This window comes from Micromonospora sp. NPDC048170 (assembly GCF_040652795.1).
Taxonomy (GTDB): Bacteria; Actinomycetota; Actinomycetes; order Mycobacteriales; family Micromonosporaceae; genus Micromonospora.
In genome coordinates, this window is the sequence record NZ_JBEZMR010000006.1 from 219,856 (window position 1) to 243,573 (window position 23,718).

Sequence of the window (23,718 nt, forward strand, 5' to 3'; positions counted from 1 at the left end):
TCATGATCTACCGTTGTGGGGCGCGCTTTCGCCACTGGTGCGTGTCCGACTAGTCTCAATGCTTGGCGCAGCTTCCCGCTTGCGGTTGACCCTGCAGCCGTGGAGGGCGACGTGCTCTTATGGCGGGCCGTGCGGTGCCAATCAATTTGTGCTGTCGTCGTTGCCTTTCGTCGCTCATGAGGATTGAGCCCGAGAGCCGATGGCCTCGAGTGTGTCGCGGTACACCTCTTCAAGCAGGCGTTGCAGCTGCGCCCCGTCCAGCGCCGGGAAGTGCACTACGACGGACATGCGCCGGATGCGCTTCATCGCCTCCCGGAGGAGATCGGTCCTGGACACCGGCAGCTCTTCCGCGACGGCTGAGAGGTGCGCCGCAGCCACGGCCTTGGCGACGCGTGGGTCGCCGGCGATCGAGGTCCGTTCCATGATTCCGGTGAATTCATCCTCCAGTAGTTGGGCAGCAGCGTGTTCACCGACCGCGTACGCCCTAGACCACAGTCGCCGGAAGGTGTCGCGGTGCTGACGACCGGTAAACCGGTCCCGGTGTCGGTCGGCCGCCCATCGCCACACGGCGACGTCGGGCAGCAGGACGAGGGATATGAACATCCAGACACCGGGGTGGGACGCATCGGCGGGCAGGATGTTCATGCGGCGGAGGAGTTCGGGGCTGACGCGTTGGTCGAACCCCGCGTAGCGGCGGGGGGTGGGAACCGGGTAGCCCTCGTCCCTCGCAATGTCGAGTATGACGAGCCGGAGCTCGCGCAGTTGGTTCTCGCTGACACGGGATGTGGCGGTCTCGTACCACGACACGCGAGGGTGCGACGTCGCGGCGAGGGCGGCGATCGCCTCGATCTCCAACGACGCGTGGTTGCGTATCAACTCGTCCGCAGCTGCACTGTCGAGGCGGGGGTAGACGTTACCGGAGGCGGTCACCTACCTGACCCCCATGCCCGAGCCAGCAGTTCCGCCTCGATCTCGCCCGGATCGTCTTCGTATTCCCGCTGCAGATGGTCCAGGGTCCGCCCTGGCAGATGCGTTACAAGAAGGGTGAGGAAGAGGTCGCCGAGCGTGCCCTCGTCGTATCGGTGCCGCTCATCAAGTTCGTCGTGCTGCAAGGCCCGGACAACGAGCTGGCGGGTGACGTCGTAGGCGATGAACCGCGCCAGCGCTCCAGCCGCGGGGTCGGCCGGCCGGTTCAGCAGGCTCTGCACGTCGGAGTGCGCGGTGTTGAGATACAAGAGCAGCGCGCCAGCCACCGAGGCGGTGAGGTCGTGATCGCACTCGAGGAGCCAGACACCGTGTTCCCGGCCCCGTCCCGTGGCGGCGAAGTCGACCGCCATCACGGGCATTCTCGCTGCCGCCCCCTCCAGCACCACGGAGGACCGCAGCGACCACAACGGACTCCCGGGCCGGCGTGGCGCCAAGACGGCAGCCCCGAGACCGGCCTCGCCGAGAGTGACAGTGACGGTCAGGTTGAGAGTCCCGCCGAGTACCTCCCCCGGAATGTCGATGCCGAGGTTGTTCCTGCCGTCGACGAGGGCGGCGATGGTGCCCGCCCCACGAAGGTTGGTCCACGTCGAGTGCCAACTGATTACGGCATCGACACGAGCCCCGTCGCCGAGCCCACAGTCGGAAAGGATGCCTGCGAGGTCTACGGTGATGCTCCATTCGACCCGCACCCGGGCGTGGTAGTCCCACTCCATGGCTCGGCCTTGCACCACTGCCAGGCCGTGGCCGTAGGTGACCTCGGGCTCGACGGCGATGAGCCGCGACTGGTCCGGCTGTAGAAAGCCGAGGCTGACAGGAGCCGTGCTCATGGCGTGGCCTCCCTTGCCTCCAACCGTAGGCTGACCGCCGTGTCCGGCGGCTGGGAGACAGTGACACTCCAGTGACTTGTGCCGGGTTGCGACAGTACGACCTGGTGGCCGTGCTGGATCTCCTCGGTCGTTGCCTCGCGCCAGCAGATGACGTGTGGGACGTCGGCGCCCGCGGGTGGTTCGCTCTCCTTGCCGCCGTCGACCAACACGTACGGTTCGGCCCTGACAATGGCACCTCGAGCGCCTTCGGGCACGACCACGGTGGCACTGAACTGAACTGCGGTAGCGCCGTCCACGGTCATCATCATGTTCACTGTCGGGTCGAGCCAGGCACGGGGTCGGCGGGCCGGGTTGCGTTGTCTGATCCAACCGTCCTGGGCGCCGAAGGAACCGGAGCCGGCGTGCGCCGCACGAGCATCGGCGCCTTCACCGGTGGCGTTGGTGCCGGCCGGCGCGTTGCCCGGCTCCCCGGTCCGATCCGAACCGTTGTGCGGACCGAACTTGGTGCTACCGCCGGTGGCGCTGCCGACCGAACCGCCGTGCTCGGGGAATGCGGGAATCCTGGGGTCGGTGCCGGCGACGGTGCCGTCGAGCAGGCGACCGAGGCGTGACGCGAGGCTGACCGTGCCCGGGTGGTGCGTGGCCTGCGTCGCGGTGACCGGGATGGTGTGACGGCGGAACCGTGCCTTGATCTGTTCCAACGCCTGCCGCACGGGGTTGCGCTGGTTGCGTGCAAGGCCGAGGTTTGCCGGGCGCCACTCGTCGTGGCTCGCGGGTTCGGACCTGGCGAAGTCGCTGTCAAGCTCCGGAGCTGCGAGGAAAACCCCGGCGGTGGCCTGGCCAGAGGGGGCCGGCTTTACCGGCATGTACCGGACAACAAATCGGGGCGAGCGCATGAGCGCGACCTCGGCGGGAACTGCGTCGTGGTTGCCGTCGGGGTTGTAGGGGTAGTCGCGGTAGGCGATGACTCCCAATCGCCGGTCGGGGCGCTGTGAGCGGACCTCATCGACTGCCCATGGCCAGGTGTGTCCGGGTGCTCTTCGTCCGGCAAGAAGGTCCTCGCAGCGCCGGTATGCCTCGACGTGGTGGCGTAGTCGCGGGTCGGTGGTGGGGTCCGGCGGGGCGAGCGTCTCGCTGTCGCACGTGAAGGTGCATACGATGTCCGGCTCGCGGATCGCGGTGGACACCATGTGGGGCCAGGCGTGTGCCGTAGCGGCCTCGGCGAGTCGGGCCACGACGTCGCGTAGCGGCGCGTCATCGGTCGACGGAGCGAGCACCATGAGGGAGGTGCCGGTGGCGCCGTCCGGTAGCCGGTTGAGACCAAGCGCTGCTGCTAGTTCCTCGGCGGGCGGACCTTCGAGGGGTTCGACGAGGTTCCTACCGGCCACTCCCCACCAGTGTCGGCCCGTATAGCGCCGTCCGGCGTCCTCGTACGGGTTCCCGAGCGTCATGGCGATGAGGCGGGCGATGGGGGCGCCGCCGAATATGGTGCGCGAGTAAACAACGACCGTAGAGCAGGCGGACGCCTCGAAGAGCACGGCCTTCCCAAAGCCGTAGGTGCCGCTCGCCAATCCCTTCCGCTCGTCGCGTCCTGTGTTGCGGACCAGATCGATGAAGTTGGAGTCGACGCCGGTGGCGAGGTCGGCCCGGGTAGGCCCGGTCAGCCCGCGGGTGCCGGTGTCCGTCACGACGAGGACGTTGATGTCTTCGCAACGAAGGATCTCGCCAGGGCCCGCGAACGAGGGAGCCGTCTTGAAGACGAGGTCGCGCAGGACGCTTTTCTGGCCTGCTGTCGTGCGCCAAGCGTCGATGCTGAAGTGCACTGGCCCTTCGCCGATCCGGGCGTCCCAACTGTTCTGAAGTGTCTCGCGTAGGAACAGGTCGAAGAAGTCCAGGGCAGGTCGACCGAGGGTACGCCGCTGAGAACGGGCATCGATGCCGCCTTCGGGACGGTACGCCTCGGACTGTAGGTGCAGCGGCCTCACTGTGGAGTTCCGATCAGGTGCATCACGGCCTGGTCGACGCCGTCGACGAAGCCGGGCACAAGGGTGGCGCCGGTCAGGTCGATGGTGTATCGGACGCGGCTGATCCGGTCGGGCAACGTGGGCTCTCGTAGGTCCGCCGGGACGAGGCGCGGGAATCCAGGGCTGGTGGTGCGAAAGGTGCGCTGCTGGAGCCGCCGGAAGCGCACCAAGCGGTAGGACTCGGCGGCGGTGTGGCGATACCCGGATCGGGCCAAGGCCTGCAGCAGTCGGACGGTGTCGACGTTGGCTAGGCCGAGCCTTTCCACGGCGTCCGGAACGCAGTCGCCGCCGAAGGGTACCGACTCGAGCTGCTCGACGTACAGGTACAGCTCGTCGAGTGGACCAGGGTCGAGCTGGCGGAGACCGTGGATCTCCACCCGTAGCTGCTCCCTGGCGGTGGTGGCCTTGACCTCAACGCCGGCGCTGTTGCCGATGAAGTCGATGCGGGCGTTGTCTGGCCCTGTCCAGGTAGCCAGGGCGAGGTCGGGATCGATTGCGGCGGCAAGTTCGAGGAAGTGCAGTTCGGCCAGCAGGCCGGCTAGGCGGTCCCGGCCCAGAAGCTCGCCGGCTGCGGGCGCCAGTAGTTCCCGCCAGCGTTGCAGCACCCCACGGCACACGGGACCCGGCTGGATCCCGGGGGCGGCTTCGAGGCGTTGCAGCATCTCGTCGCAGACCTCGGCGAACAGGTCCCGCATCTCTGCCAGTTCACATGCCACGTCGAGGAACACGCTGGAGCGGCCGTTGTCAGCCAGCCGCCGCACGGTGATCGTCACGCCGCGGCTGGTCCGGTCCTCGGTCCGGTTGTCGCCGGAGGCCAGCGGGACGAGCAGGTGCCGACGCCCGTCTCGCCCGACGGCGTGTCCGACGCGACCGCCGGGCACGTGCACGTTGGTGTAACGGATGCGGATGTCTTGCAGCGGTGCGTTGTCCTCAAGAAGCGCGAACAGGTGCTCGGAACGTTCGGTCACCGTCGAGCCGCCGGCGGACGTCGCTGGGACGCCTCCTGAGCGGAGGCGAGTACCTCGTCGGCGTTGTCGAGCGCCTCGACGAGGCTCTCGTCAGGCTGCTCAGGCACCAGAGCTGAGAGGTCCGCCGACAGGTACCGCACGCCGGATGCGGCGCGCCTGGCGGGGAAGAACAGACCCACTCCGATCACGTCGTCCGCGGCGTCGAGCGGGACACGCCGCTTGGCCCCCGGCTTAGGGGCACGATCAGGACGCAATGGCACCGAATCGGCGGCGATCGGGTACAGGCACAGCAGACCGACAGCGCCGAGGAGGTCCTCACGCAGGGCGCGCAGCTTGCCGTCGTCGTCACCGCCGGCCGCGGCGACCGCCTCGGCCTTAGCCATGTTGAGGTCGGCGACGCGGTCGATGCGAGACACCAAGGCCTTGATGTTCGCGTGGCCGATGGTAGGCATGTCCAGCCGGCTGCGGTTGATTCGATTGGCCGCGATGCCACCGCCCAGCGAGAGTGGGTCCCTGGCACCGTTGCGTTCGCCGCTGCGGTCACCAACAATCACAACGCTCCAGCTCCGCAGAGCACCGAGCGCGTTCTCCGAGCTGATGTAGCGTTCCAACAAATCGGGTCGCAGCCGGTGGCTGTCCTCGTGGAACCGGTAGTCGTGCAGGAACTGCAGGATCAAATCCACCGGCACGCTACGCACCACGTACCGGCCGTCTTGCATCGCGACCGGGCTTAGGCCCGTCCGTACGGCGGCGTCGAGCAGCTTGCGCGTGGCCTGAAGGTTGGGCCGCAGCCAGTCCTGATCGCGATGGTGAAACAGAATGGTTTGCTGCCTGGAATTGCCAAAGCTGACCTCGGCCTCCACTGCGGAACGCATCTTGGCGGCGGCAGTGACGATCATGGCCGGGTGGGTACGGATCCGAACGGCCAGTTCGTCGGGCCGGCAACCCTCGATCTCGTAGCGACGGATCTCCTGGCGGATCTCCTCTTCGACGGTAGCCAAGTCGTAGAACCAGGACTCGAGATCCTCGGTCATCCAGATCCGGACAAGATCCCCGTAGCCAGGTCGGTAACCGAACCAGCGGCCCATCTGGAGCAGGGTGTCGTAGGCGTTGGTGGCCCGCACGAAATAACTGCAAACCAGGCCAGAAAGGGTGAGGCCACGGGAGAGCGTGTTACCGCCGATGGCAATCACCGGGCTCGGGTCGTCCGGCTCGTACGCCAATCGCTGCCCCGACTGGGAGTTGTCGATGACAGTCCTGACGCCGGCGACAACGTCACGAAGGTGAAGGCAGATGTCCGTCCAGTCCACCGGCGTCTCGCCCAGAGACTCCGCCGGCATTCGCGCCGTCTCCGCCTCCCAGTCGTCCCGCAGCGCTCGCAATGTCGCACGGTCCCCGACCATGACCTCCTGCCGGAGGGCCGTAAGGTGGTCTTCGACCTCGGCGGCCAAAGCGTCATGACCTGCGGTAAGCATGGTCGTGTGGATCAGCATCGTGGAGTGCGTCGCGAATCCGTCACGGACCCGACGCGCTGCGGTCGCCAGCACGAACCACCGCAGCGCCGCGGCGAGTGAGTCGGGCATCGACGGCGACCAGCCGCCTGCGGCGCCGCGGGCGGGCGGTGGTTGAACGGCGGTGATGTCAGCGGGCGGCACATGCCTGACGATGTCGAGCCCATCGTCGATGTCGGCGCCCGGTTCGTCGGCGGCCAGCGGTTCGCGCCCGAAGATCTTTTCTGGCCCGAAGTAGCCAACGGGCCGGTCAAGGCTAACGATGAAGTCTCGGGGGTAGAGCCCTTCAAAGTCCGCGGGACGTACCAGCAAGTTCGCGAAGGGCGTGGCGGTGTAGGCAATGTACGCCGCCTTCGGCTTGCGCAGGATCTGCCCGATGAGAGCGTTGATCCGCGACTGCCGGCCATTGCGTCCGATATCGATGCTTGCCTGGTCAGCCTCGTCGTCGATGACCAGGATCGGGCACTCCTTGAGCACACTATCGCCTGCCGCGTCGATGAACCGCACGAGCCTGCGGAGCCGGGCCGGATTTTTCTTCACCACTGCAAGAAGGCGTTTGTGTGGATCGCGCAGCAGGCCACTGGCGTTGCGAGGCGGCTCGTTGAAGTCGGCGTCATGATAGGTGAGCCAGTGCCAGCCTGCGTCGTCCCCAACGAGTACCTCGTCGAGGCGCTGCTGCGTCTGGGCACGCAGGCTGTCGGTGATGCCCGACAGCACGATGACCATCCGATAACCGACGTCGGCGGCCTTGCCGACCACCGACATGAAGCTGGTCGTCTTGCCGCTCTGCACGTAGCCGAGCACCAAACCGCGCGACCTGATTTCGTCGGCCCCCGGGGGACGTAGCAGGGAAACTATGCGGCTGGAGGCGCGGTCGATCGCGCCCACCGCGCCGTCATCCAGTCCGTCTGACAGCCGGTCGCGCAGCGGCCACCAGAACCGATCGTCCGGCCGCGGGCCCGTGTACCAGCCTCCCGTGCGGTACTCCGCCTCGACGAGGGCGAGCGGGTTACGCAGTTCGCGGATCAGCCCGACCTGCCGTTCGTAGCCTCGCCGCCCTGCATCAATGAGCTCATCAGGGATATTGCCCCGGCGCCGCAGGCGAGCCACGGCACGTTCGATGCTCTCCCCACCGCGGACGTAGATCGCAATCTCGTCGACCAGCTCGGCTACTTGGTCGTCGGCGATGTCAGTGCTCATCGGGGAGGCTCCCAATCAAAGATCACCCAGGGGTGTTGACTGTGCGCGGGCGGTGAATGCGTCGAGAGTATAGGAGTGGACACCGGCACTGTGTCGCCCGGCCGATGCGGTGTCCGGCGTCCAAGCGCATCGACAGCCGGAGGCAGTTATCTCAGTCGATGGCTGCGTTGTGCGGGTGCAGGTCATGGCGGCGGACGGTGCCGGTACGCCGGGACGCAGCTGAATGCGCGCGTCGCTGGTATGCACCAGCACGATCCGCTGGACGGGCTGATGGATGGTCAGGGCGTTTTCCCACTCGATGATCGGGTTTCAGTGGATGGTGCGTCGACGCGGTGCCGACGTGGCGGTGGCCGGGGTTTGCGGTGCAGGCGCCGAAACTCGGTTCGGTGGTTACGGACGGATCCGCACCGGGTGCAGGCGGCCCTGGTGTCCTAGCCGTGCCCGGCCCATCGACGGCGCCTCGTGGTGGCCGATCTCGTCGGACGGCGCAGACCGTGCACGCGCCGCGTCAAGGCTTCCACAACCATGCCGAGGAAAGCCGGGTCACTCACGTCGCCATGCTGCCAGGGGCGGGCCTTATCACCGGATGGCGGGGGCGGTTTGGCTGAGGCCCGCGTCGGCGAGTCTCTGGTGGTAGCGGGCGAGGAGCGCGTCGGCTTCTTGGGGGTTGCCGAGTGTGGTCAGGATGCCTGCTGCTTGGTGGTGGAGGTGTTCGTTGTGGGGGTCGAGGCGGAGGGCGTCCTGGAGGTGAAGCAGTCGGGTGTTCGGGTCGGGTGTGTTGTTGGCGAGGGCGGTGTGGGCGTCGATGACGTGCCGGCGGGTGCTCTCGCGGAGGGGGTCGAGCCAGGGCCAGGTGTGGTTGGCGGCGATGTCGTCGATGTAGTGGTCGATGATCGATTGGTAGGCGTTGGTGCGGTTGGTGAGTGCGGTGGCGGCGTGGTCGATGGTGGCGTTCAGCCGCCAGAGGTCGACATCGATGTGCAGGTGGTTGAGGCGGTATCGGTCGTCGGCGCGCTCGATGGGGTGGGGGTGTCCGGTGGCGATGAGGTCTTTGCGGAGGTCGCTGAGGGTGGTGTAGAGGCGGCGGGTGACGGCGTGTGGGGCCAGGCCGGGCCAGATCGCGGTGACGAGTTCGCGGGTGGTGACGCCGTCGGGGTGGAGGGCGAGTGCGACGAGGACCTGCAGGGCGGCGCTGCGGCGGATTGGTATTGGTTTGTCGTCTGCTCGCAGGGTGGGGTTGCCGAGGACCTGCAGGGTGAACGGCTTTAGCAGGGGCGGTTCGGGCGGTGGTGTGGGTGCGGGTGGTCGTTGTCGGGGTACGGCTGCCACGGCTGCCGTGGTTGGGGTGGTGGGGGCGAGGACGGCGAGCAGGTCGCGCGCGGCTGTGGCGGTGAGTACGCACAGTCGGGTCTGCCTGTGGCCGTTGCCGGGGTGGGTGTGTCCGTCCGGTTCGATGTGCCAGGTGGGGCCATAGGTCCAGGTTCCGATGAGGACGCCGGTGGTGTTGGTCAGGGCGGTGGAGAGCCGGACGGCGGTGGTGAGGTCGGTGGGTGTGTGGGTGAGCAGTGTCGGCGGTGCTTCGGAGAGGTCCCTCGGGTGGGTGAGGGTGGTGATGGCGTCGTCGGAGGTGTCGGTGACGGTCAGTCCTGGCAGGTCGTGCAGGGGTGGTGTGTGGGGTCCCAGGAGTGTGTGGAGGTCGGTTCGGCTGGTGACGACGGTGGTGGTGGGGCGGCCGGTCGGGCGGAGGGCTTGTAGCAGGGTGGTGAGGAGGATGCCGCGGGCGGCGTCGGCGGCTCCGGGGCCGGTCAGGCCGATGCCTCCGGTGGGTATCACCGGCGGGGGTGCTGGGGTGGCTGGGGTGGCGGCGAGTGTGGCCTGGACGGCGGTGACGGTGGGTGGCAGTGCGGCCAAGTCGCTGTCGTCGCGGCGCCGTCCGAGGGGTTGGGGTTGGTAGGCGCGGCGGCGGCGGAGCCAGACCAGGGCACCGGCGGCGGCGATCTGGTGAGCGGTGTCGGCGGGTATCCAACCGCCTGGTACGTCCACACCCGCAGCTGCTGCCTGCTGGGAGGTGGGGCCGGGGTCCTGGTCACCGGCACTGGTAGAGGTGGGGGTGGGCTGGTCCACTGTCGCGGTGGAGGTGGTGGCGGGTGCCCACAGGGCTGCGGCGCCGGCCAATCCGGTGGCGGTGGCCTGCATGGGGGTGGGCAGCGGTACTTGCCGCAGCCGCCGGACCGTCGCCATCGCGCGTAGCGCGGTGGCGCGTAGGGCGATGCTGGCGAGGACGAGCCAGAGAGTCCATGTGAGCAGCACCAGGCCGGCGATCAGGGTGTCTTCGGTCAGTGGATCGCTCACCCACTGGCGTAGCTGTTCCTGGGTGACGCGGGTGGGCAGGGGCCATCCGACGGTGTAGGCGAGCACGATCGGTGGGCCGGCCAGGACCGTGGTGAGTGCTGCCGCGGAGGCGATCTGGCGAGGCCATCTCACCGCTTCCGCCCCCGCTCGTCGGGCTGACCGCTGGGCGTGCGGGATCGGGGTCGGCGCACGGTGGTGGGGTGGGTGCCGGTCATCGGGTGGTCGCGGGGGTGCGGACGAGGCGGGTCCACAGCCGGTATACCCACCAGACAGCGACGGCGGCGGCATAGATGCCAGCGAGGACGCCGACCATGCGAAGCGACGTGATCGCGGCGGTGATCACCGCCAGTGGCGCGCCCAGGACCAGCCTGAGCATCCAGGGGCGGATCAGCGCCACGACTGCGCCGATGCCGAGCAGCAGGCCCCCGATGCGGCCGGCCAGGTCGATCCAGAGGACCATGTCGGGCCACCGGTCCGCGGTGATCGAGTACTGGACGAGTCCCATCCCGATCCCGGCGGCGAGCACGGAACTCGCGGGGAACGACAACAGGGCCGACCATCCGCCGGGTGGGATACGCCACTGGCGGGCGGCGACGACCGCAGCGATGAGGGCGAGGACAGCGATCGGGGTGATGGGTAGCAGTGCCCACCGAAGGAACGGGCTGACGGGCATCTGCAGGTACTGGGCGGCGATCACCGCGTAGAGGCCGCCGATGGTGGCGCCCAGCGAGACAGCCGACAGGATGCCGATGCTGACGGTGCCGGCGGGTGACCGTGTCGTGGGTCTTGGGTTGTGGGCGGCGGCCAGGGAGCCTAGGAGCGTGCCGGCGGACAGGCAGGCGATGAGCGCGAACACGGCGGCCATCGCCAACTGTCCCCAGGACGGTTCCGCCCAGGTGTTCGGGTAGATCCCGCCCCGTGTGACGGTGAGCAGCATCTGCGTGATCATCGCCAGCGAGGCGAAACCGGGCACCGCGATGCCCAGCACGCGTCGTGTCGGTGGCACCTCCGGTTCCTGTATGACGGTGTCGTCGCCGGTGGTGGCGCTGGTGTTCGCGTCGGCAGCTCCGCGGGCGGCAGCGAGTGTCGGGTCTTCGACGACCTGCGGGGCGAGGCCGGTCTGCTCGGTGATCACATCAGTGGTCAGTGGCAGCCGTGCCGTGCCGCCGACCAGGTACACGCCGACGAGGTCCGCCGCAGTGAGCTCAGCGGCGGCGATCGTCTCGGCGGTGAGCTGCCCGGCGCGTTCCAGGATCGTCCGCGCCGCCTGCTGCAGCACCGGGGTCGTGGCGATCACCGCTGTCCCTGCGGGCTGTGGCACGGTGATAGCGGCGTGCTGGGCGAGTCCTTCCTTCGCGGTCCGCACGCTCGCCGCCCACTCCCACCCACCGTCGCCGTCCGCTCCGCCGGCCAGCGCTGCGGCGAGGGCGTGGTCGATGGCGTCCCCTCCGGCGGCGGGGTCGGCCAGGGTGGCGAGGACCTCGAAGCCGGCGGGGCCGCGACGCAGGACCGTCACCTCCGCTCCGCCGCCGATGTCCGCCACCGCCAGGTACGCGCCCACCCGGATTTGGGTGCCGGTGGCGACCAGGTGCTCGGCCACCGCGACCGGTGCCTCCACCAGACGGGGCTGTCCCAGTCCGGCGCGATGCGCGGCGTGCCGCATCCACGTACGCCGCCGAGGCCCCCATCCGGCTGGCACCACCAGCCGCACATCCTCCACCGGCCCGCCGGTCAGCTGCTGGGCCTGCTCGGCGACCCGTCGAAGGGTGGCTGCCACCAGGTCCGCCGCCTCAATTTGCCGGCCGTCCACGTCGATGGTCTGCTCGGCGAAGCGCTGCGGCGCGGGGACGAACCGGTGCGGCTGGTTCACCGCGGCCTGCCAGGCCTGCTGTCCGGTCCACACACTCGTGTCCTCGGCCACCAGCACGGAGCTGGGCATCGCGGGTGTGCCGTCGATGGTCACCGGAGTCCACCGGCCGTCCGGCCACGCCAGTACCGCCGTCGTGCTGGCGACGCCGTAGTCGATCGCCAGCCGTACCTGCCCTGACACGCGGATCAGTCAAACATGAAGATGATCCTCACGTCACCCGTGAATGCCTACCGGCGCTTCGGTGCGCTCACACGAACACGTCGCTGGCGGTCCGCGCGCGTGTCAACGGCCAATCAGATTTCCCCGTAGGCGGCCAGTAGTTTTCCCTGCTGGCGGCCATGGTTTCTCCCCAACGGCGGCCAGATAGTTCCCCGCCGCGGGGTGGTGCTGGGGTCAGTGCAAGGCTTTGACGCCCTGCCCGGCGGTGGCTTGGTTGAACCGGTAGCTGTCACCCTGGGTCACGACGACGTGGGCGTGGTGCAGGAGCCGGTCGACGGTGGCGGTGGCCAGGGTCTTCGGCATGATCTCGTCGAAGCCGGACGGGTGCAGGTTGGAGCTGACCGCGAGGCTGCGGCGTTCGTAGGCGGCGTCGACGAGGCGGTAGAAGCCTTCGGCGGCGTCGGGTGAGACCGGTAGCAGGCCGATGTCGTCGATGATGATCAGGTCGGTGCGGATCAGCCTGGCCATGGCTCGGGCGACGGAGTCGTCGGGGCGGTGGCGGCGGACCATGACGCCGAGGTCTTCGATGGTGAACCAGGCGACGGTCATGCCGGCCTCGACGGCGGCTTGGCCGAGGGCCTCGCAGAAGTGACTCTTGCCGGTGCCTGACGGGCCGCAGACGGACAGGTTCTCCTTGCGCTGCACCCATTCCAGGCTGCGCAGCGCGTCCTGAGTCGGCCGCGGGATCGACGAGGCCTGTTCGTCCCAGTCGCCGAAGGTCTTGCCGGCCGGGAACGCGGCCCGTTTGCGGCGGGTGCGCAGGTTGGCTTGGTCCCGGCCGGCGGCTTCCTCCGCCAGCAGAACCCGCACGACCTCGGCCGGGTCCCAGCGTTGCGCTTTCGCGGTGGGGATCAGGTCGGCCATGGCCCGGCGCAGGTGCGGCAGTTTCAGCCGGCGGGTGAGCTCGATCGCTTCGGTCAGCGGGTCACCGGCCGCGCCGGTGACCCGCAATGGGGTGATGGTCACTGTTCTCCAGTCGTGGTGCCGAACGTCGACCAGGCGGAGGTGCCTGGTTGCAGGCTGTGGATTTCACTGGCCCGGGTTGGTGGGGTGTCGTCGTCGCGTTGGTGGGCCAGGATGCGGATCAGGTCGTTGTCGGCGAACCGGCCCGCCAAAGCGGCGGTCCCGAGGGCCCGGTCGACGTGGTCGACGCCGTGCAACTTCGCCAGAGCGACAGCTTCGGCCATCTTGCGGCGGACTCCGCGAATTCCGGCCGCTGCGGCTTCGACCAGCCATGCGGCGGCGCCCGGGCCGAGAGCCAGGAACGCGGCCTCGTCGGCGGTGCGGGCCCGGGGCACCCGCTCAGCCGTGTCGGACTGGCGGGACCGCGGCGGGTAGTGCTCATCTCGGATCGACGGGCGGCCGGGCTGGGCCCGCGGATGGCGGGCAACCTCGACGGGCCCGGTGTCACCGACGGCGGTGACGATGAGTTCGTCGCCGTGGAAGCGGGCCCAGACCCGGGTGTCGACCAGGTGGTGCGGGACGGAGTAGCGGACTCCGTCGACGGAGATGGTGCAGTCCCAGTTCACCCGGCGGGTGGTGCCGAACGCGACCGTGAACGGCTGCGCCGGCAACGGATGCAGCCGATCGCGTTCCTCGATCAGGGCTTCGGCCGGTCGGCGGCGGGTCTCGCGGTGCAGCCGGGTGTTGACCTCGTCGGTGAAGTCGCGGCAGGCCGCCTCCAGGTCAGCGAAGCTGCGGTACTGGCCGAGCAGGTTCGCCGTGGTGGGAACCAGGTCCGCCTTGGCGATCTTCACGGTGTTCTCGGCGCCGCCCTTGGACTGCGGGTCCGCTGGCACGCAGGTGCGGATCGTCGTCCCGTAATGCCGGGCCACCTGCACGATCTCCGGGTTGCGCACGGCGATGTCCGCGACGTGCTCGACCGTGATCGTCTTCTCGTTATCGGTCAACACGTAGGCCGGCACCCCACCCAACCGCCGCAGCGTGGCGTCGAGGCAGGCCACGACCGTCGGCAGGGTCTTGTCCAACACCGGGATCACCACCCGGAACCGTGACCAGGGCAGCCACGCGCACCACAACGACGTGCGCCGGCCGCCGATGCGCGGGCCTTCGCCCCAGTCGAACTGCAGCCACAAACCGGGCTCGGGGATCCACGGGCGGAACACCCGCCGCTGACCGGCCTGCCAGGACTTCTTCACCGCCGCGACCGCCCGGCGGGTAGTGCGTTCCCCGCCGGCGAAACCCATCGCGGTGATCCGCCGATGCACCACATCGGCACGGACCCGGCCACCGGACCGGGCCACCAACTCCTCGATCTTGTCCATGAACTCGTCGATCGGCCGAGCCCGCTGCGTCCGCTCCTCAGGGCTGCGCCCCTCGGCCCGCAACTTCACATACCGGGCCACGGTGTGGTGGTCACACCCGGCCAACTCGGCCGCCGCACGGTAACTACCCGTGAGGTCGTAAGCCTCCAAGATTTCCACGATCTCCCTGCCGCGTTTCACGCCGCCGACCCTCGCCGACCAGCGTCTCGTCATGATCAGCGGGGAGATATCTGGCCGTCCACGGGGAGAACCCCGGCCATCAGCGGGGCGGCAAATGGCCGCCTATGGGGATCTTTCACTGGCCGCGGACACGCGCGGGCGCCGGTCGTGTCGGTCACCATCGCGGCATCACCCTCGCGTCATGGCGTCCGAGGGCCTCAAGCCGATCGCAGCGAGACGACAGCGCGACGGACAACGATGCGTGCCGTCCACCATCGTTGGCCTCTCCGGTACCGGCAACCCGGCTCGGTGCAAGGACTACCTCGAGAGGGCGTGACCTGCGTTTGTAAGGTCTTGTGAGGCGCTGTGACCTTGTGTGTCCCGCCCGAACCGTCTTCATCCGCCTGTCCGGGCCTAACGTTCCCCGCACCTCACCCGGTCGGCAGGAAGGGACGTCATGGGCATCCGGAAAGCAGCTCGCGTCAGCAGGTTCCTCACCGCCGCGGCGGTTATCGGCACTCCCGCGCTGCTGCTGTTTGGTCTCGGCTGCCTCACTGTGCGGTGGCCGGACGGCGACGAGGTGCGGGCGTGGGTCAGCCAGCCGTTGACACCGGGATTCCTCGCCGTCCTGGCGCTCGCCGCAGGCTGGGCTCTCTGGGCGCTGCTGGCCACCGCCATGGTGACTCATCTGTACGAGCGGGCGGGCCGCCGCCTGCACCGGCTCGCTCGGCTGCGTCTCCCGGGACCGTTGCAGGGGTTGACCGCGGCACTACTCGGGGCTACCGCCGTGACCGCCGGCGTCGGCGGCGCCGCTCCCGCCGTCCTCGCCGCCCCCGCCACAGACTCCCCGCACCGCACCATCCCGCCACCCGTTGACGGTGACAGCGACGCCCGTACCGGCGAGTCTTCGGCGAGTCCGAACGCCGACGGACCCTCGAAGCAGCGGACCGTCACGGTGCGCCGGGGCGACACCCTGTCCGCGATCGCCGCCCGTCGGCTCGATGACGCCGACCGGTGGCGGGAGATCTACTCCCTCAACCGTGGCACGAGGTTCCCCACGGGCAGCCTGACCGACCCCGACCTCATCCGGCCCGGCTGGACGCTGCGGCTCCCCGGCCGCGCGGACGCCCCAGCCCCACCCACGCCTCCCACCAGCCCACAGCCGGTGCCCGACCGGACGTCACCGTTGCCCGACAAGGACACCGGCCTGCCGACCGCACCGGCCACCGCCACACCCGAGGCACCTGCCGTACCCGATCCCCACGAGCCGTCAACGAACTGCGACCAGCCCGGGGTGTCACTCGGCGACCGAGGGTGGATCGATGCGGCGTTGGCCGCCGCGGTGCTGGCCGTCGGCACTCTCGCATGGGCCTACCGGCAACACCACCACACCCCGCTGCGCAACGTGTCAGCGGGAAACCACAGGCACGACCCGCGGTTGCCGCCGCTGCCCACCATCCTGGCCCGCATCCGCCGCGCGCTGTCCGATCCCAAACCCACCTCCACCCCCGCGGCCACCAGCGGCGCTTCCAACAGCACCACCGGTCCGGCCACGACAACAGCCACCTCCGGGCACCTTCACCCCGACGCCGACCCAGCCCAGACCAGAGTTCCCAGCACCGGCCAGGCCGGCTTGCCGACCGACGCGGGCCTGGTCACGCCCGCGCCGACCAGCCTGCTATCCAAGGCCTGGCCGGCGTCGGGGCTCGGACTAACCGGACCGGCCGCACACGCGGCGGCACGCGGATTCCTGCTGTCCGCACTCGCCTCCGGCGCTCTGGAGCAGCCTGACGAGCGCGGCCAGGTGGTCATCCCCTCCGCGCTCCTGGCCACCCTGCTGGATGACACCGCGAACCTCGTCGTGGACACGCCTCGCCTGAGCGTCACCGACAGCCTCACCGACGCTCTCGACGTGGTGGAGGAACAGATCCTGCATCGCACCAGGTTGTGCTGCGAACACGACGTCGACACCGTCGCCGCGCTGCGCGGCGCCTACCCGCCGGCCGAAGCGCTGCCACCGCTGCTGCTCATCGCCGAGCCCGGCGCGGCACACGAGCGCGCCCGCACCGCCGCTCTGCTCGCCCAAGGGCAGCGCCTCGACATCCACGGCGTCCTGCTCGGCGCCTGGCCCGACGGGGACACCATCGCCGTCGACCTCGACGGCACCACCACGCTCGCCGACGGAAAAGACAGCCGAAGACGCACCGACCCGGCTGTCGGCCGCCTAACCGTCCTCACCCCCTCGGACACCATCGACCTGCTCGCGACGCTCGCCGAGGCACCCGCTGGCCCACACCAACCCCCGGCCCAGGCACGCCAACCGGAAACCCGGCAACCGGGGCCGCGTCACGCCGGGGAGGTCGCTCCGGCAGCCGACGCTGGCCCGCCGCCAGACAACATGAGCCCGCCCCCACCCATCGCGAGCCACCCAGCGACGACGAAAACCCACCCGAGTTCTCCATTACCCGCCGACGGCCAGCCGGAGAGTAGTGGAGGGCGGGTCAGGGTGCAGGTCCTCGGTGACGCCCGCATCCTGGACCGAGACACCAGCCTGCCGCTGCGGGCAAAGGCCCTCGAACTACTGGTCTACCTCACCGTGCACGACGGCGAAGCGACCCAGGAAGCGATCCTCGACGACCTGCTTCCCGACGCGCCTGCGGCAAGAGCACCTCACCGGCTGCACACCTACGTGTCCGCGCTGCGCAAGACCCTCTCCCGCACGAGCGGCCGGGGCACCTACCTCACCCACCCCGCCCGCCGCTACGTGCTCAACCGACAGGCGATCGACACGGACCTGTGGCGGATGCGCGCCGCGCTACGCGACGCCGACCACGCCACCAGCAGCGCCGATCGGCTCGCCCCGCTGCGTCGCGCCGTGGACGCCTATGGCGGCGGCCTCGCTGACGGCTTCGACTACGAGTGGATCGAGGCCCACCGCGAAGGCATCCGCCGGCAGGCCCGCGACGCCCACCTCGCACTGGCTACCACGACACCGGACCCGGACGAGGCCCTCGCGGTCTTGGAGGCTGCCATCAGACATGACCCCTACGCGGAGCCGCTGTACCAGCAGGCGATGCGGGCCCACGCCGCTCTGGGGCACCTAGACGAGATCCACGCCCTACACCAGATCCTCACTCGCCGTCTGGCCGAGATCGACGCGACCCCGAGCAAGGCCACCCTCGCTCTCGCCCACCAGCTGGTCGCCGGCCCACAACCTGGTCGGCCCGCCGGCCGACCGCGCCCCCGCGACAACGGACGCCGGCCATGACGGCGCCTCCGGTCCCCCCGCTCTGGACGGCGGGTGCCGATCAAGCAGGTCAACCCGCCACCACCTCGACCGGGTCCTCGGCCCCAGCCACCGAAGACCGCGCCGACCCGCGACCAACGCCGCTTCCCGGCGAGATACCTTCGCCGGAAACCGGTCACCAGCCGACCCACGCACTGCGGCGCAACACCGTCCCGGTAACCCACGAAAACCTCGACACCGAGGTACGCAAAGCGGTCAGGCATGCCACCCGAACCCGGCAGGCGTTCTATGTCCTGGTGCTCGCCGTAGCCCTCGTCGGTCAGGTGACCGGTGCCGCCCAGGCCCTCGACATTCCGCTGGCCGTCGCCATCCCCGCCGTCGCCACGCTGGAACTCGGCGGCGTGGTGGTAATGGCCGACGCGGACGTCAGACGTCGGCTCGGCGAGCGGGCACTCGCGTCCCGCCTGCTCTCCGCGGCGATCGCCGCCGGAGCGGTGACATTCAACTGGGCCGCCCACCCCGAGCACCTCCTCGGCGGGTTCTACGCCGGCATGTCCGCCCTCGGCTACCTCGTCTGGCTCATCCACGCCGGCAACCAGCGCCGCGACCGCCTACGCGCCACCGGCAACCTTCCACCCGCACCACCCGCCTACGAACTGGTCGGGCACTGGATCCGACATCCCGCCGTCACCCTTCGCGCCCGGACGATCGCCAAGGCAGACGGACTCGACCTCTACGAGTCCCAAAGGCGAGCCCGCGCCGCACTCGCCCGAGAGAACCGCAACGCCGCGATCGCCAGAGTGCTGCACCGCAGGATCCGAGCAGCCCTGGACACCACCACCGCCGACATCGCCGTGCAGGTGTACGACCTCGACGAGATCGCCGCACGCCTCTCGGCCACCGCCGACTACAACGGCCTGACCACGCTGCTCGCTGCGGACCTGGCCCCAGAACGGATCATCACCGCCAACAATGCCGGCCGCCGCCGTCGCTGGTGCAGGCGGGAAGGCTACGCCGAGACGCCTCGGGCAGCCGAGCCCACCGCGTCTTCGCCACCGCCGCCCGCACAGTCCGCAGCAGCCGATGGCTGGCGGGCACGGATGTCAGAGCCGACGCGGGACCAGGAGATCACCTGCGGCGATCAGCACCTGCCTGCCGAGAGCCACGACGGTGTTTCGCCGCTGGACGAACCGACCGCCGCGAACCCAGCCGCCGAAAGCGCCAGCGGCAAAGACAACGCTGACAACGGCGGGAAGTCGGAAGTTCCCCAGGGAACCGCGGAGGCGGTGGCCTACTGGCTGCGCAAAGAACCGAACATGGACCCTGAGCTGCTTGCCGAGAAAGTCGGCAGATCCTTACGTTCGGTCTACCGATACCTGCCGGCGGACTACCCCCGGCGACCGGGAATCGCTAGGGAACGGACACGCCGACACACCGGTCCCGCGTGACGCACCAGCCAGCGCGAGTAGTACCCCTGAACGCGACAACACCAACAGACAACACATGTGATCAACCCGATGGGCCGTCCGATCACCTGGAGACACTGTGTGGAGAAGCGGTCTGCGAGCCTCGTGCGGTACGGCACAACGCCCGGAGGTTTCCCTCCGGGCCGTCTGCCCGGCGTTGGCCGGGATCCCGCGACGGGGTGGACTCAGGCCACAGCGAATAGCGTCAGACCCGCCGATCAACGAGAAAGGGGACTGGATTTCATGCTCGTCAGGCCGAGGGTGGGCTGAGCGACTACCGCCCAGCCCACCCTCGTGCCGCAGATCTACCCCGCCGAGCCGGGCTGGGCCGTACCGCTAGTGCTGTCGTGCGTCGGCGCGGTGTCGTCGGTCCCGCACGCGTCCTCGCCGGGTGGGTCGACCTCTATGAACCCGAAGAGTCGCCCGATGACCTGGAGCCTCTGGGTCGAGTAGCGGTCGGCGAATCCCCGACAGATGGCCGGCTTGGCCTCCGGAAACTGGGAGTAGGGAAGGGTGTCGTGACAGATGATGAAGCTTTCGTCCCGCCGCGCCTCGGCTACCAAGTCCCGGAGACGGCCCTGACCCAGGTGCATGAGGTTGCCGGGCCGGAAGATGCACGTGCGGCACTGCCGGGACAGCATTCGTGATTTCCGCAGCACCGGATCGCCGACGCTGAGGTCGTACTTCTCGTCTCCTGACGTGTCCTCTCCATCAGGTGTGGCCGGCCCGATGGCGGTGTCGCCTGGCACATGCGGCTCTTGCGCGTCGGCGGCGAGTTGGTTGAGCCAGCGGATGATCCGATTGATGTGGCCTCGTTGTAGGCCGGTGGCGCTGTCGACGGGGATCAGCAGGGTTGCGCCGCCACGCGTGGTGCGGTCGGTGGCCTCCGCGGGATCCCGGCCGCCGAACTCGTCGTCGAGAACGGCCACCGGCCGTCCGCCGATGGCGCGGTACAGCGGGGCGAGCTTGAGCTGGCGTCCGAACCGCACGCCGCCATCGCCTACTGCGATGACCGGCAGGTCGGCCGGCCGGCCGAGCCGGGGTGCGACCCAGGTCGCGGCGACCGCACCCCAGCTTGTGCACCAGACAAGGTCGGCGTCGCGGGAGAGTTCTCTGAGCCAGGCGCCGTGGTCGGGGTGCAGCCATACCTCGCCGGAGACGTGCTGGCCGGTGGGATCGGGACCGTCGTAGTGGTGCCGGCGGTAGCCGAGCTGGCGGGCGGTGGGCCGGTGGTCGGGGTTGAGGACGCCGTCGACGTCTCGATCGCGACCACAGGCCGTGCCCGATGTGCTGCGGCGGTCCCGGTCCGGCGTTGGTGCTGCTGGAGCGGTAGTGCCGGCTCGCGCGGCTCAGGGATGGCGGCCAGACGCTCCTCGACGCCCTGGTAGCACTTCTTGCAATAGAGGACGCCGTCATCGATGAAGATGGTGACGGCCGCGAGGCAGCAGGGTGAGAGGTACATCGGCCCCCAGGGACGCTCGGCGTACGGCAGGTCGTAGCGGTCGACGAAGATTGGTTCGGCCGGCGGCGGGGTGGGTTCAGCGACAGGCATGCCTGTTTCCCTCAGTTGTGGGTGGGGTCGCCCTGGTGTCAGGCGCGACGTCTGGTCCGGAGGTATCGGGCGAATTGACGCTCGATGCGGCGACGGAGACAAGTCGTGCGCGGGGGTTCGTCTGCGCGCTCGCGTGGCGGGCCGCAGGTCATGGACCTGCGGGTGGACAGCGGGGACGGTCCTGACGATGTGTGGCTGGGATCCGTCCCCGCTGTGTCCTGTGCCGACGACGCCCGGCGACGGGGCGCAGGTTCAGGCCCTGGTCAGGGCGTCGATGGCTGCTTGGCCGATGAGGTTGACGCAGGTGGTGGGGTCATCGACGGTGATGGTGGTGGTGTTGTCGTAGACCCTGGAGGGCCAGCCCTTGTTGTCGGGTGCGAGCCAGAGGACGCCGCATCCGGTGTGGTGGAGGCGGGTGATGGCGGCCTGGCTTTCGTCGGGGTTGACGTAGTGGCCGTCGGAGACGACGACGAGCAGCCGCGCGGTGCCGGGGGTCGACAGGCGCAGGAGCCGGTCGGCTTCGGCGCAGGCCTCGACGAACCGTTCCGTGCCGGCGTCGGCGCGCATGTCGCGGACCTTGGCCGGGCGGCGGCCGGGCGGGATGAGCACGGTGACCCGGTCGCCGTAGGCGAGGGTCGCGGTGGTGGCTCCGGCGCGGGTGGCGGCCTGGGCGACGATCCACGCGGCGGAGGACATGGGTTTCGCGAAGTCCTCCATCGAGCCGGAGGCGTCGATGAGGATGCCGACTCTCAGCTCGGGGTCGGGGATGGGGCGGCGTACGGTGCGCTGCCACGGCTGGGCGGTGGGGATGGCGCCGCTGGCGCGTTGGGCGGCGAGGGTGACGGCGGCGCGGGTGAGCAGCCGTCCGGGCGGTGCGCTGCTGGGCTCGCGGGTGCGGGCGGGTTCGCGGTGGCGGGCGCGGCGCAGCAGGGCGGTGAGCCGGTTGGCAGCTTGGCGTTCGGCGTCGCGGGCTTCGCGTTCGGCCCAGGTGATCGGCGTGTCGGTGTCGACGTGGATGCCGGGTTCGTCGGGACGGGGGCTGTCGCTTGCGGGTTCCGGGGTGTCGGCGGGGTTGTGGAGGATGGTGTCGAGGGCACCGGCGATGGCTGCTGCGATCGCGCTGGTGGCCGCGTCGTCGGCGGGCAGACTCGGGGTGACGGTCGGGTCGATGCCGAGCAGGCGGCACCAGCGTTCTCCGAGTTCGATCATGCGGGTGGTGTCGGTGTCGCCGACGGTGTGGGCTTCCCGCCAGATGGCGCGTAGGCCCCGGATCAGCTTGCGGCCGAGGACCGTGGTGATGGCGCGTCGTGCCTCGCGGACGTCGGCGGGGTAGAGGATTCGGGCGTCGACTCGGGCGAGGAGCAGTCCGGCGGCGTAGGCGGCGCTCCAGAGGGTGTCGGTGGGTGTGTCGGCGGGGTCGATGATGCTGGTGACGGCGCGGCGGAGCCAGCGCCGGTCGCGGGGTCGGGTGTCGCGGTAGCGTCGTTCGATGCGTGATTCCTCGAGCAGGAGTGCGGCTTCCCGGACGACGGGCGGCGCTGACGGTGGTGGGTCCCACTGGGAGTGGATGACGTGGGCGCATTCGTGTAGTAGGACGCCGTAGGCGACGGGAACCTTCGACCGGTGCGCGGGCCGGCGGGGGTCGGCGATTGTCGGGTCGGCGATGAGGTCGGCGTCGATGTGGATCTGGGCGGTGGCGGGGTAGCTGAAGCCGGGTGGGCCACCGGCCGCCGGGGTGACGGTCACGCTGGCGTCGGGTCGGCTGGTGAGTATCGCGGCCTGTTTGGTCCAGGCCGCTGACCATCGGTGCCAGGGTGAGGCGGCCGGGGCCGTGGAGGCGGGGCTGGTGCCGGAGGGGCGCAGGTGTGCGGAAACGCTGGTCATGGCGGCCTGCCTTACTTCTGCTTGCCGAGGGTGAGGGGGGTGATGGTGGCGCCGCGGTAGGCCCGTTGGAGGGCCTCGACGACGGCTTGCCGGTCGGGTTCGGGTGCGATCGCGGCGAGGTTGGCCACGGCGGCGGCGAGGCCGAGGCTCGCCGCGACGCGCTTGAACGCCAGCAACTCGCGCAGTTGCGGCGCCCAGTCGATCTCGTGCTTGCGCATCCGCGCGTTGAGGGCGATCGCCGCGTCGATGGCGCCGTTGGGTACGCCGAGGGAGCGGGCGAGCTGGAAGTCGGTGGTGACCTCGACGTGCACGGAGAACCGGGAGGCGAGGGCTTCGGTGAGGATGGCGCCGTGCACGCCGGGGTTGTGGCCGGCGCAGACGAAGAACCCGTCGGTGGCGGTCACGACTTCGTTGTGGTGGGCGGCGATGGTGATGGTGGCTCGGCCGTCCATCGCCGGATACAGGGCGGCGAGCACGCGGGGTGGGATGAGGGTGGCGTCGTCGATGAACAGGGCGCGTCCGGCGCGCATGGCGGTCACGAGCGGCCCGTAGGCGAATTCGAAGCCGCCGTCGGGCAGCGGCACATAGTTGCCGACGAGGTCCTCGACGGTGGTGTCGCCGTGACCGGCGACGGTGATCGCGTCCGGGTAGGCGGCCTCGATGAGGCTGGTCTTGCCGGTGCCGGGTGGCCCGTAGAGCAGAACGGCGATGGTGTCGCGGCGCAGCCGGCGCAGCACCTCGACGTCGGTGCTGTCGCCGAGCTGGCGGGGCAGGTACCAGACCCCGTTGGGACGCAGGACAGCGCCGGGACGCGGGGGAACCGGGCCGGTCGGGGCAGGTGCCGGCGTGGCGGGCGCCGTGGGCGTGGGGGCGGCGGCCGAGGGGGCGCGGCTGGTGCCGGCTCCCGCGGTGAACGCGTCGATGCCCTCGGCGGTGATGGTGTACCGGCGGGGCGATCCGGTGGACATGGTCGCCCATTTGCGGTCGACAAGGCGGTTCAGGACGGAGCCGATCGCCCCCGACGACCGGCCGGGCAACTCCTTGCCCAGGTCGCTGATGGAGAAGGCGCGGCGCGGTTCGGCCGCGAGCAGGGCCAGGACCGGCCCGAACATCGGGCGGGGCTTGGCCTTGGGCTTGGCGGGTCGAGCGGGCGAGGTCACCGGGCAC

At 69.8% G+C, this 23,718-nt stretch carries 13 protein-coding genes and 1 pseudogene; 2 read left to right on the forward strand and 12 right to left on the reverse strand.

Annotated features, from left to right (window positions below; genetic code table 11):
• Nucleotides 1-174 precede the first annotated feature (174 nt).
• The 9 genes from AB0D32_RS12705 to istA form a co-directional block, all read right to left on the reverse strand.
• On the reverse strand, nucleotides 175-930 hold the full coding sequence (locus AB0D32_RS12705; RefSeq protein ID WP_357088543.1) for a hypothetical protein: 756 nt from the start codon (nucleotides 928-930) through the stop codon (nucleotides 175-177).
• Nucleotides 927-1,814, reverse strand: coding sequence for a hypothetical protein (locus AB0D32_RS12710; protein ID WP_357088545.1), 888 nt, complete (start codon nucleotides 1,812-1,814; stop codon nucleotides 927-929). Before AB0D32_RS12710 ends, AB0D32_RS12705 begins: the two co-directional genes overlap by 4 nt.
• Complete coding sequence (locus tag AB0D32_RS12715) at nucleotides 1,811-3,799, reverse strand: hypothetical protein (protein ID WP_357088549.1); 1,989 nt, start codon at nucleotides 3,797-3,799, stop codon at nucleotides 1,811-1,813. The genes AB0D32_RS12710 and AB0D32_RS12715 overlap by 4 nt, the downstream gene beginning before the upstream one ends.
• On the reverse strand, nucleotides 3,796-4,806 hold the full coding sequence (locus AB0D32_RS12720) for a PD-(D/E)XK motif protein (RefSeq protein ID WP_357088551.1): 1,011 nt from the start codon (nucleotides 4,804-4,806) through the stop codon (nucleotides 3,796-3,798). The genes AB0D32_RS12715 and AB0D32_RS12720 overlap by 4 nt, the downstream gene beginning before the upstream one ends.
• The gene (locus tag AB0D32_RS12725) at nucleotides 4,803-7,517 is read right to left on the reverse strand and encodes a Z1 domain-containing protein (RefSeq protein ID WP_357088554.1); all 2,715 of its coding nucleotides are present in this window, start codon (nucleotides 7,515-7,517) and stop codon (nucleotides 4,803-4,805) included. The genes AB0D32_RS12720 and AB0D32_RS12725 overlap by 4 nt, the downstream gene beginning before the upstream one ends.
• Nucleotides 7,518-8,096: 579 nt before the next feature.
• Nucleotides 8,097-10,001 carry a hypothetical protein gene (locus AB0D32_RS12730; protein WP_357088556.1) on the reverse strand — a complete coding sequence of 635 codons (1,905 nt, stop codon included), beginning with the start codon at nucleotides 9,999-10,001 and terminating at the stop codon, nucleotides 8,097-8,099.
• A 79-nt stretch (nucleotides 10,002-10,080) separates the two neighbouring features.
• Nucleotides 10,081-11,919 carry an Hsp70 family protein gene (locus AB0D32_RS12735; protein ID WP_357088558.1) on the reverse strand — a complete coding sequence of 613 codons (1,839 nt, stop codon included), beginning with the start codon at nucleotides 11,917-11,919 and terminating at the stop codon, nucleotides 10,081-10,083.
• A gap of 213 nt (nucleotides 11,920-12,132) precedes the next feature.
• Complete coding sequence (gene istB / locus AB0D32_RS12740) at nucleotides 12,133-12,924, reverse strand: IS21-like element helper ATPase IstB (protein ID WP_357088561.1); 792 nt, start codon at nucleotides 12,922-12,924, stop codon at nucleotides 12,133-12,135.
• Nucleotides 12,921-14,423 (reverse strand): IS21 family transposase, encoded by a 1,503-nt coding sequence (istA, locus tag AB0D32_RS12745; RefSeq protein ID WP_357088564.1) that lies wholly within the window; start codon nucleotides 14,421-14,423, stop codon nucleotides 12,921-12,923. Before istA ends, istB begins: the two co-directional genes overlap by 4 nt.
• Nucleotides 14,424-14,859: 436 nt before the next feature.
• On the opposite strand from istA, the gene AB0D32_RS12750 reads away from it, so the two are divergent.
• Nucleotides 14,860-17,670 carry a BTAD domain-containing putative transcriptional regulator gene (locus AB0D32_RS12750; RefSeq protein ID WP_357088567.1) on the forward strand — a complete coding sequence of 937 codons (2,811 nt, stop codon included), beginning with the start codon at nucleotides 14,860-14,862 and terminating at the stop codon, nucleotides 17,668-17,670.
• Nucleotides 17,667-19,097, forward strand: coding sequence for a hypothetical protein (locus AB0D32_RS12755; protein ID WP_357088570.1), 1,431 nt, complete (start codon nucleotides 17,667-17,669; stop codon nucleotides 19,095-19,097). Before AB0D32_RS12750 ends, AB0D32_RS12755 begins: the two co-directional genes overlap by 4 nt.
• A 323-nt stretch (nucleotides 19,098-19,420) precedes the next feature.
• Here the strand turns inward: AB0D32_RS12755 and AB0D32_RS12760 are convergent.
• From AB0D32_RS12760 to AB0D32_RS12770, 3 genes and pseudogenes are all read right to left on the reverse strand, one after another.
• Nucleotides 19,421-20,314 (reverse strand): annotated as a pseudogene (locus AB0D32_RS12760) (hypothetical protein); the annotation flags it as partial.
• Between the two features lie 605 nt (nucleotides 20,315-20,919).
• Nucleotides 20,920-22,551 carry a VWA domain-containing protein gene (locus tag AB0D32_RS12765; protein ID WP_357088572.1) on the reverse strand — a complete coding sequence of 544 codons (1,632 nt, stop codon included), beginning with the start codon at nucleotides 22,549-22,551 and terminating at the stop codon, nucleotides 20,920-20,922.
• A gap of 11 nt (nucleotides 22,552-22,562) precedes the next feature.
• Nucleotides 22,563-23,711 (reverse strand): AAA family ATPase, encoded by a 1,149-nt coding sequence (locus AB0D32_RS12770; protein ID WP_357088592.1) that lies wholly within the window; start codon nucleotides 23,709-23,711, stop codon nucleotides 22,563-22,565.
• Nucleotides 23,712-23,718: the final 7 nt, after the last annotated feature.

Bases quoted from the DNA above. Each gene is read 5' to 3' on its own strand.
- AB0D32_RS12710 (WP_357088545.1), bottom strand. From the start codon at position 1,814: ATGAGCACGGCTCCTGTCAGCCTCGGCTTTCTACAGCCGGACCAGTCG.
- AB0D32_RS12725 (WP_357088554.1), bottom strand. From the start codon at position 7,517: ATGAGCACTGACATCGCCGACGACCAAGTAGCCGAGCTGGTCGACGAG.
- AB0D32_RS12750 (WP_357088567.1), top strand. From the start codon at position 14,860: ATGGGCATCCGGAAAGCAGCTCGCGTCAGCAGGTTCCTCACCGCCGCG.
- AB0D32_RS12755 (WP_357088570.1), top strand. From the start codon at position 17,667: ATGACGGCGCCTCCGGTCCCCCCGCTCTGGACGGCGGGTGCCGATCAA.
- AB0D32_RS12765 (WP_357088572.1), bottom strand. From the start codon at position 22,551: ATGACCAGCGTTTCCGCACACCTGCGCCCCTCCGGCACCAGCCCCGCC.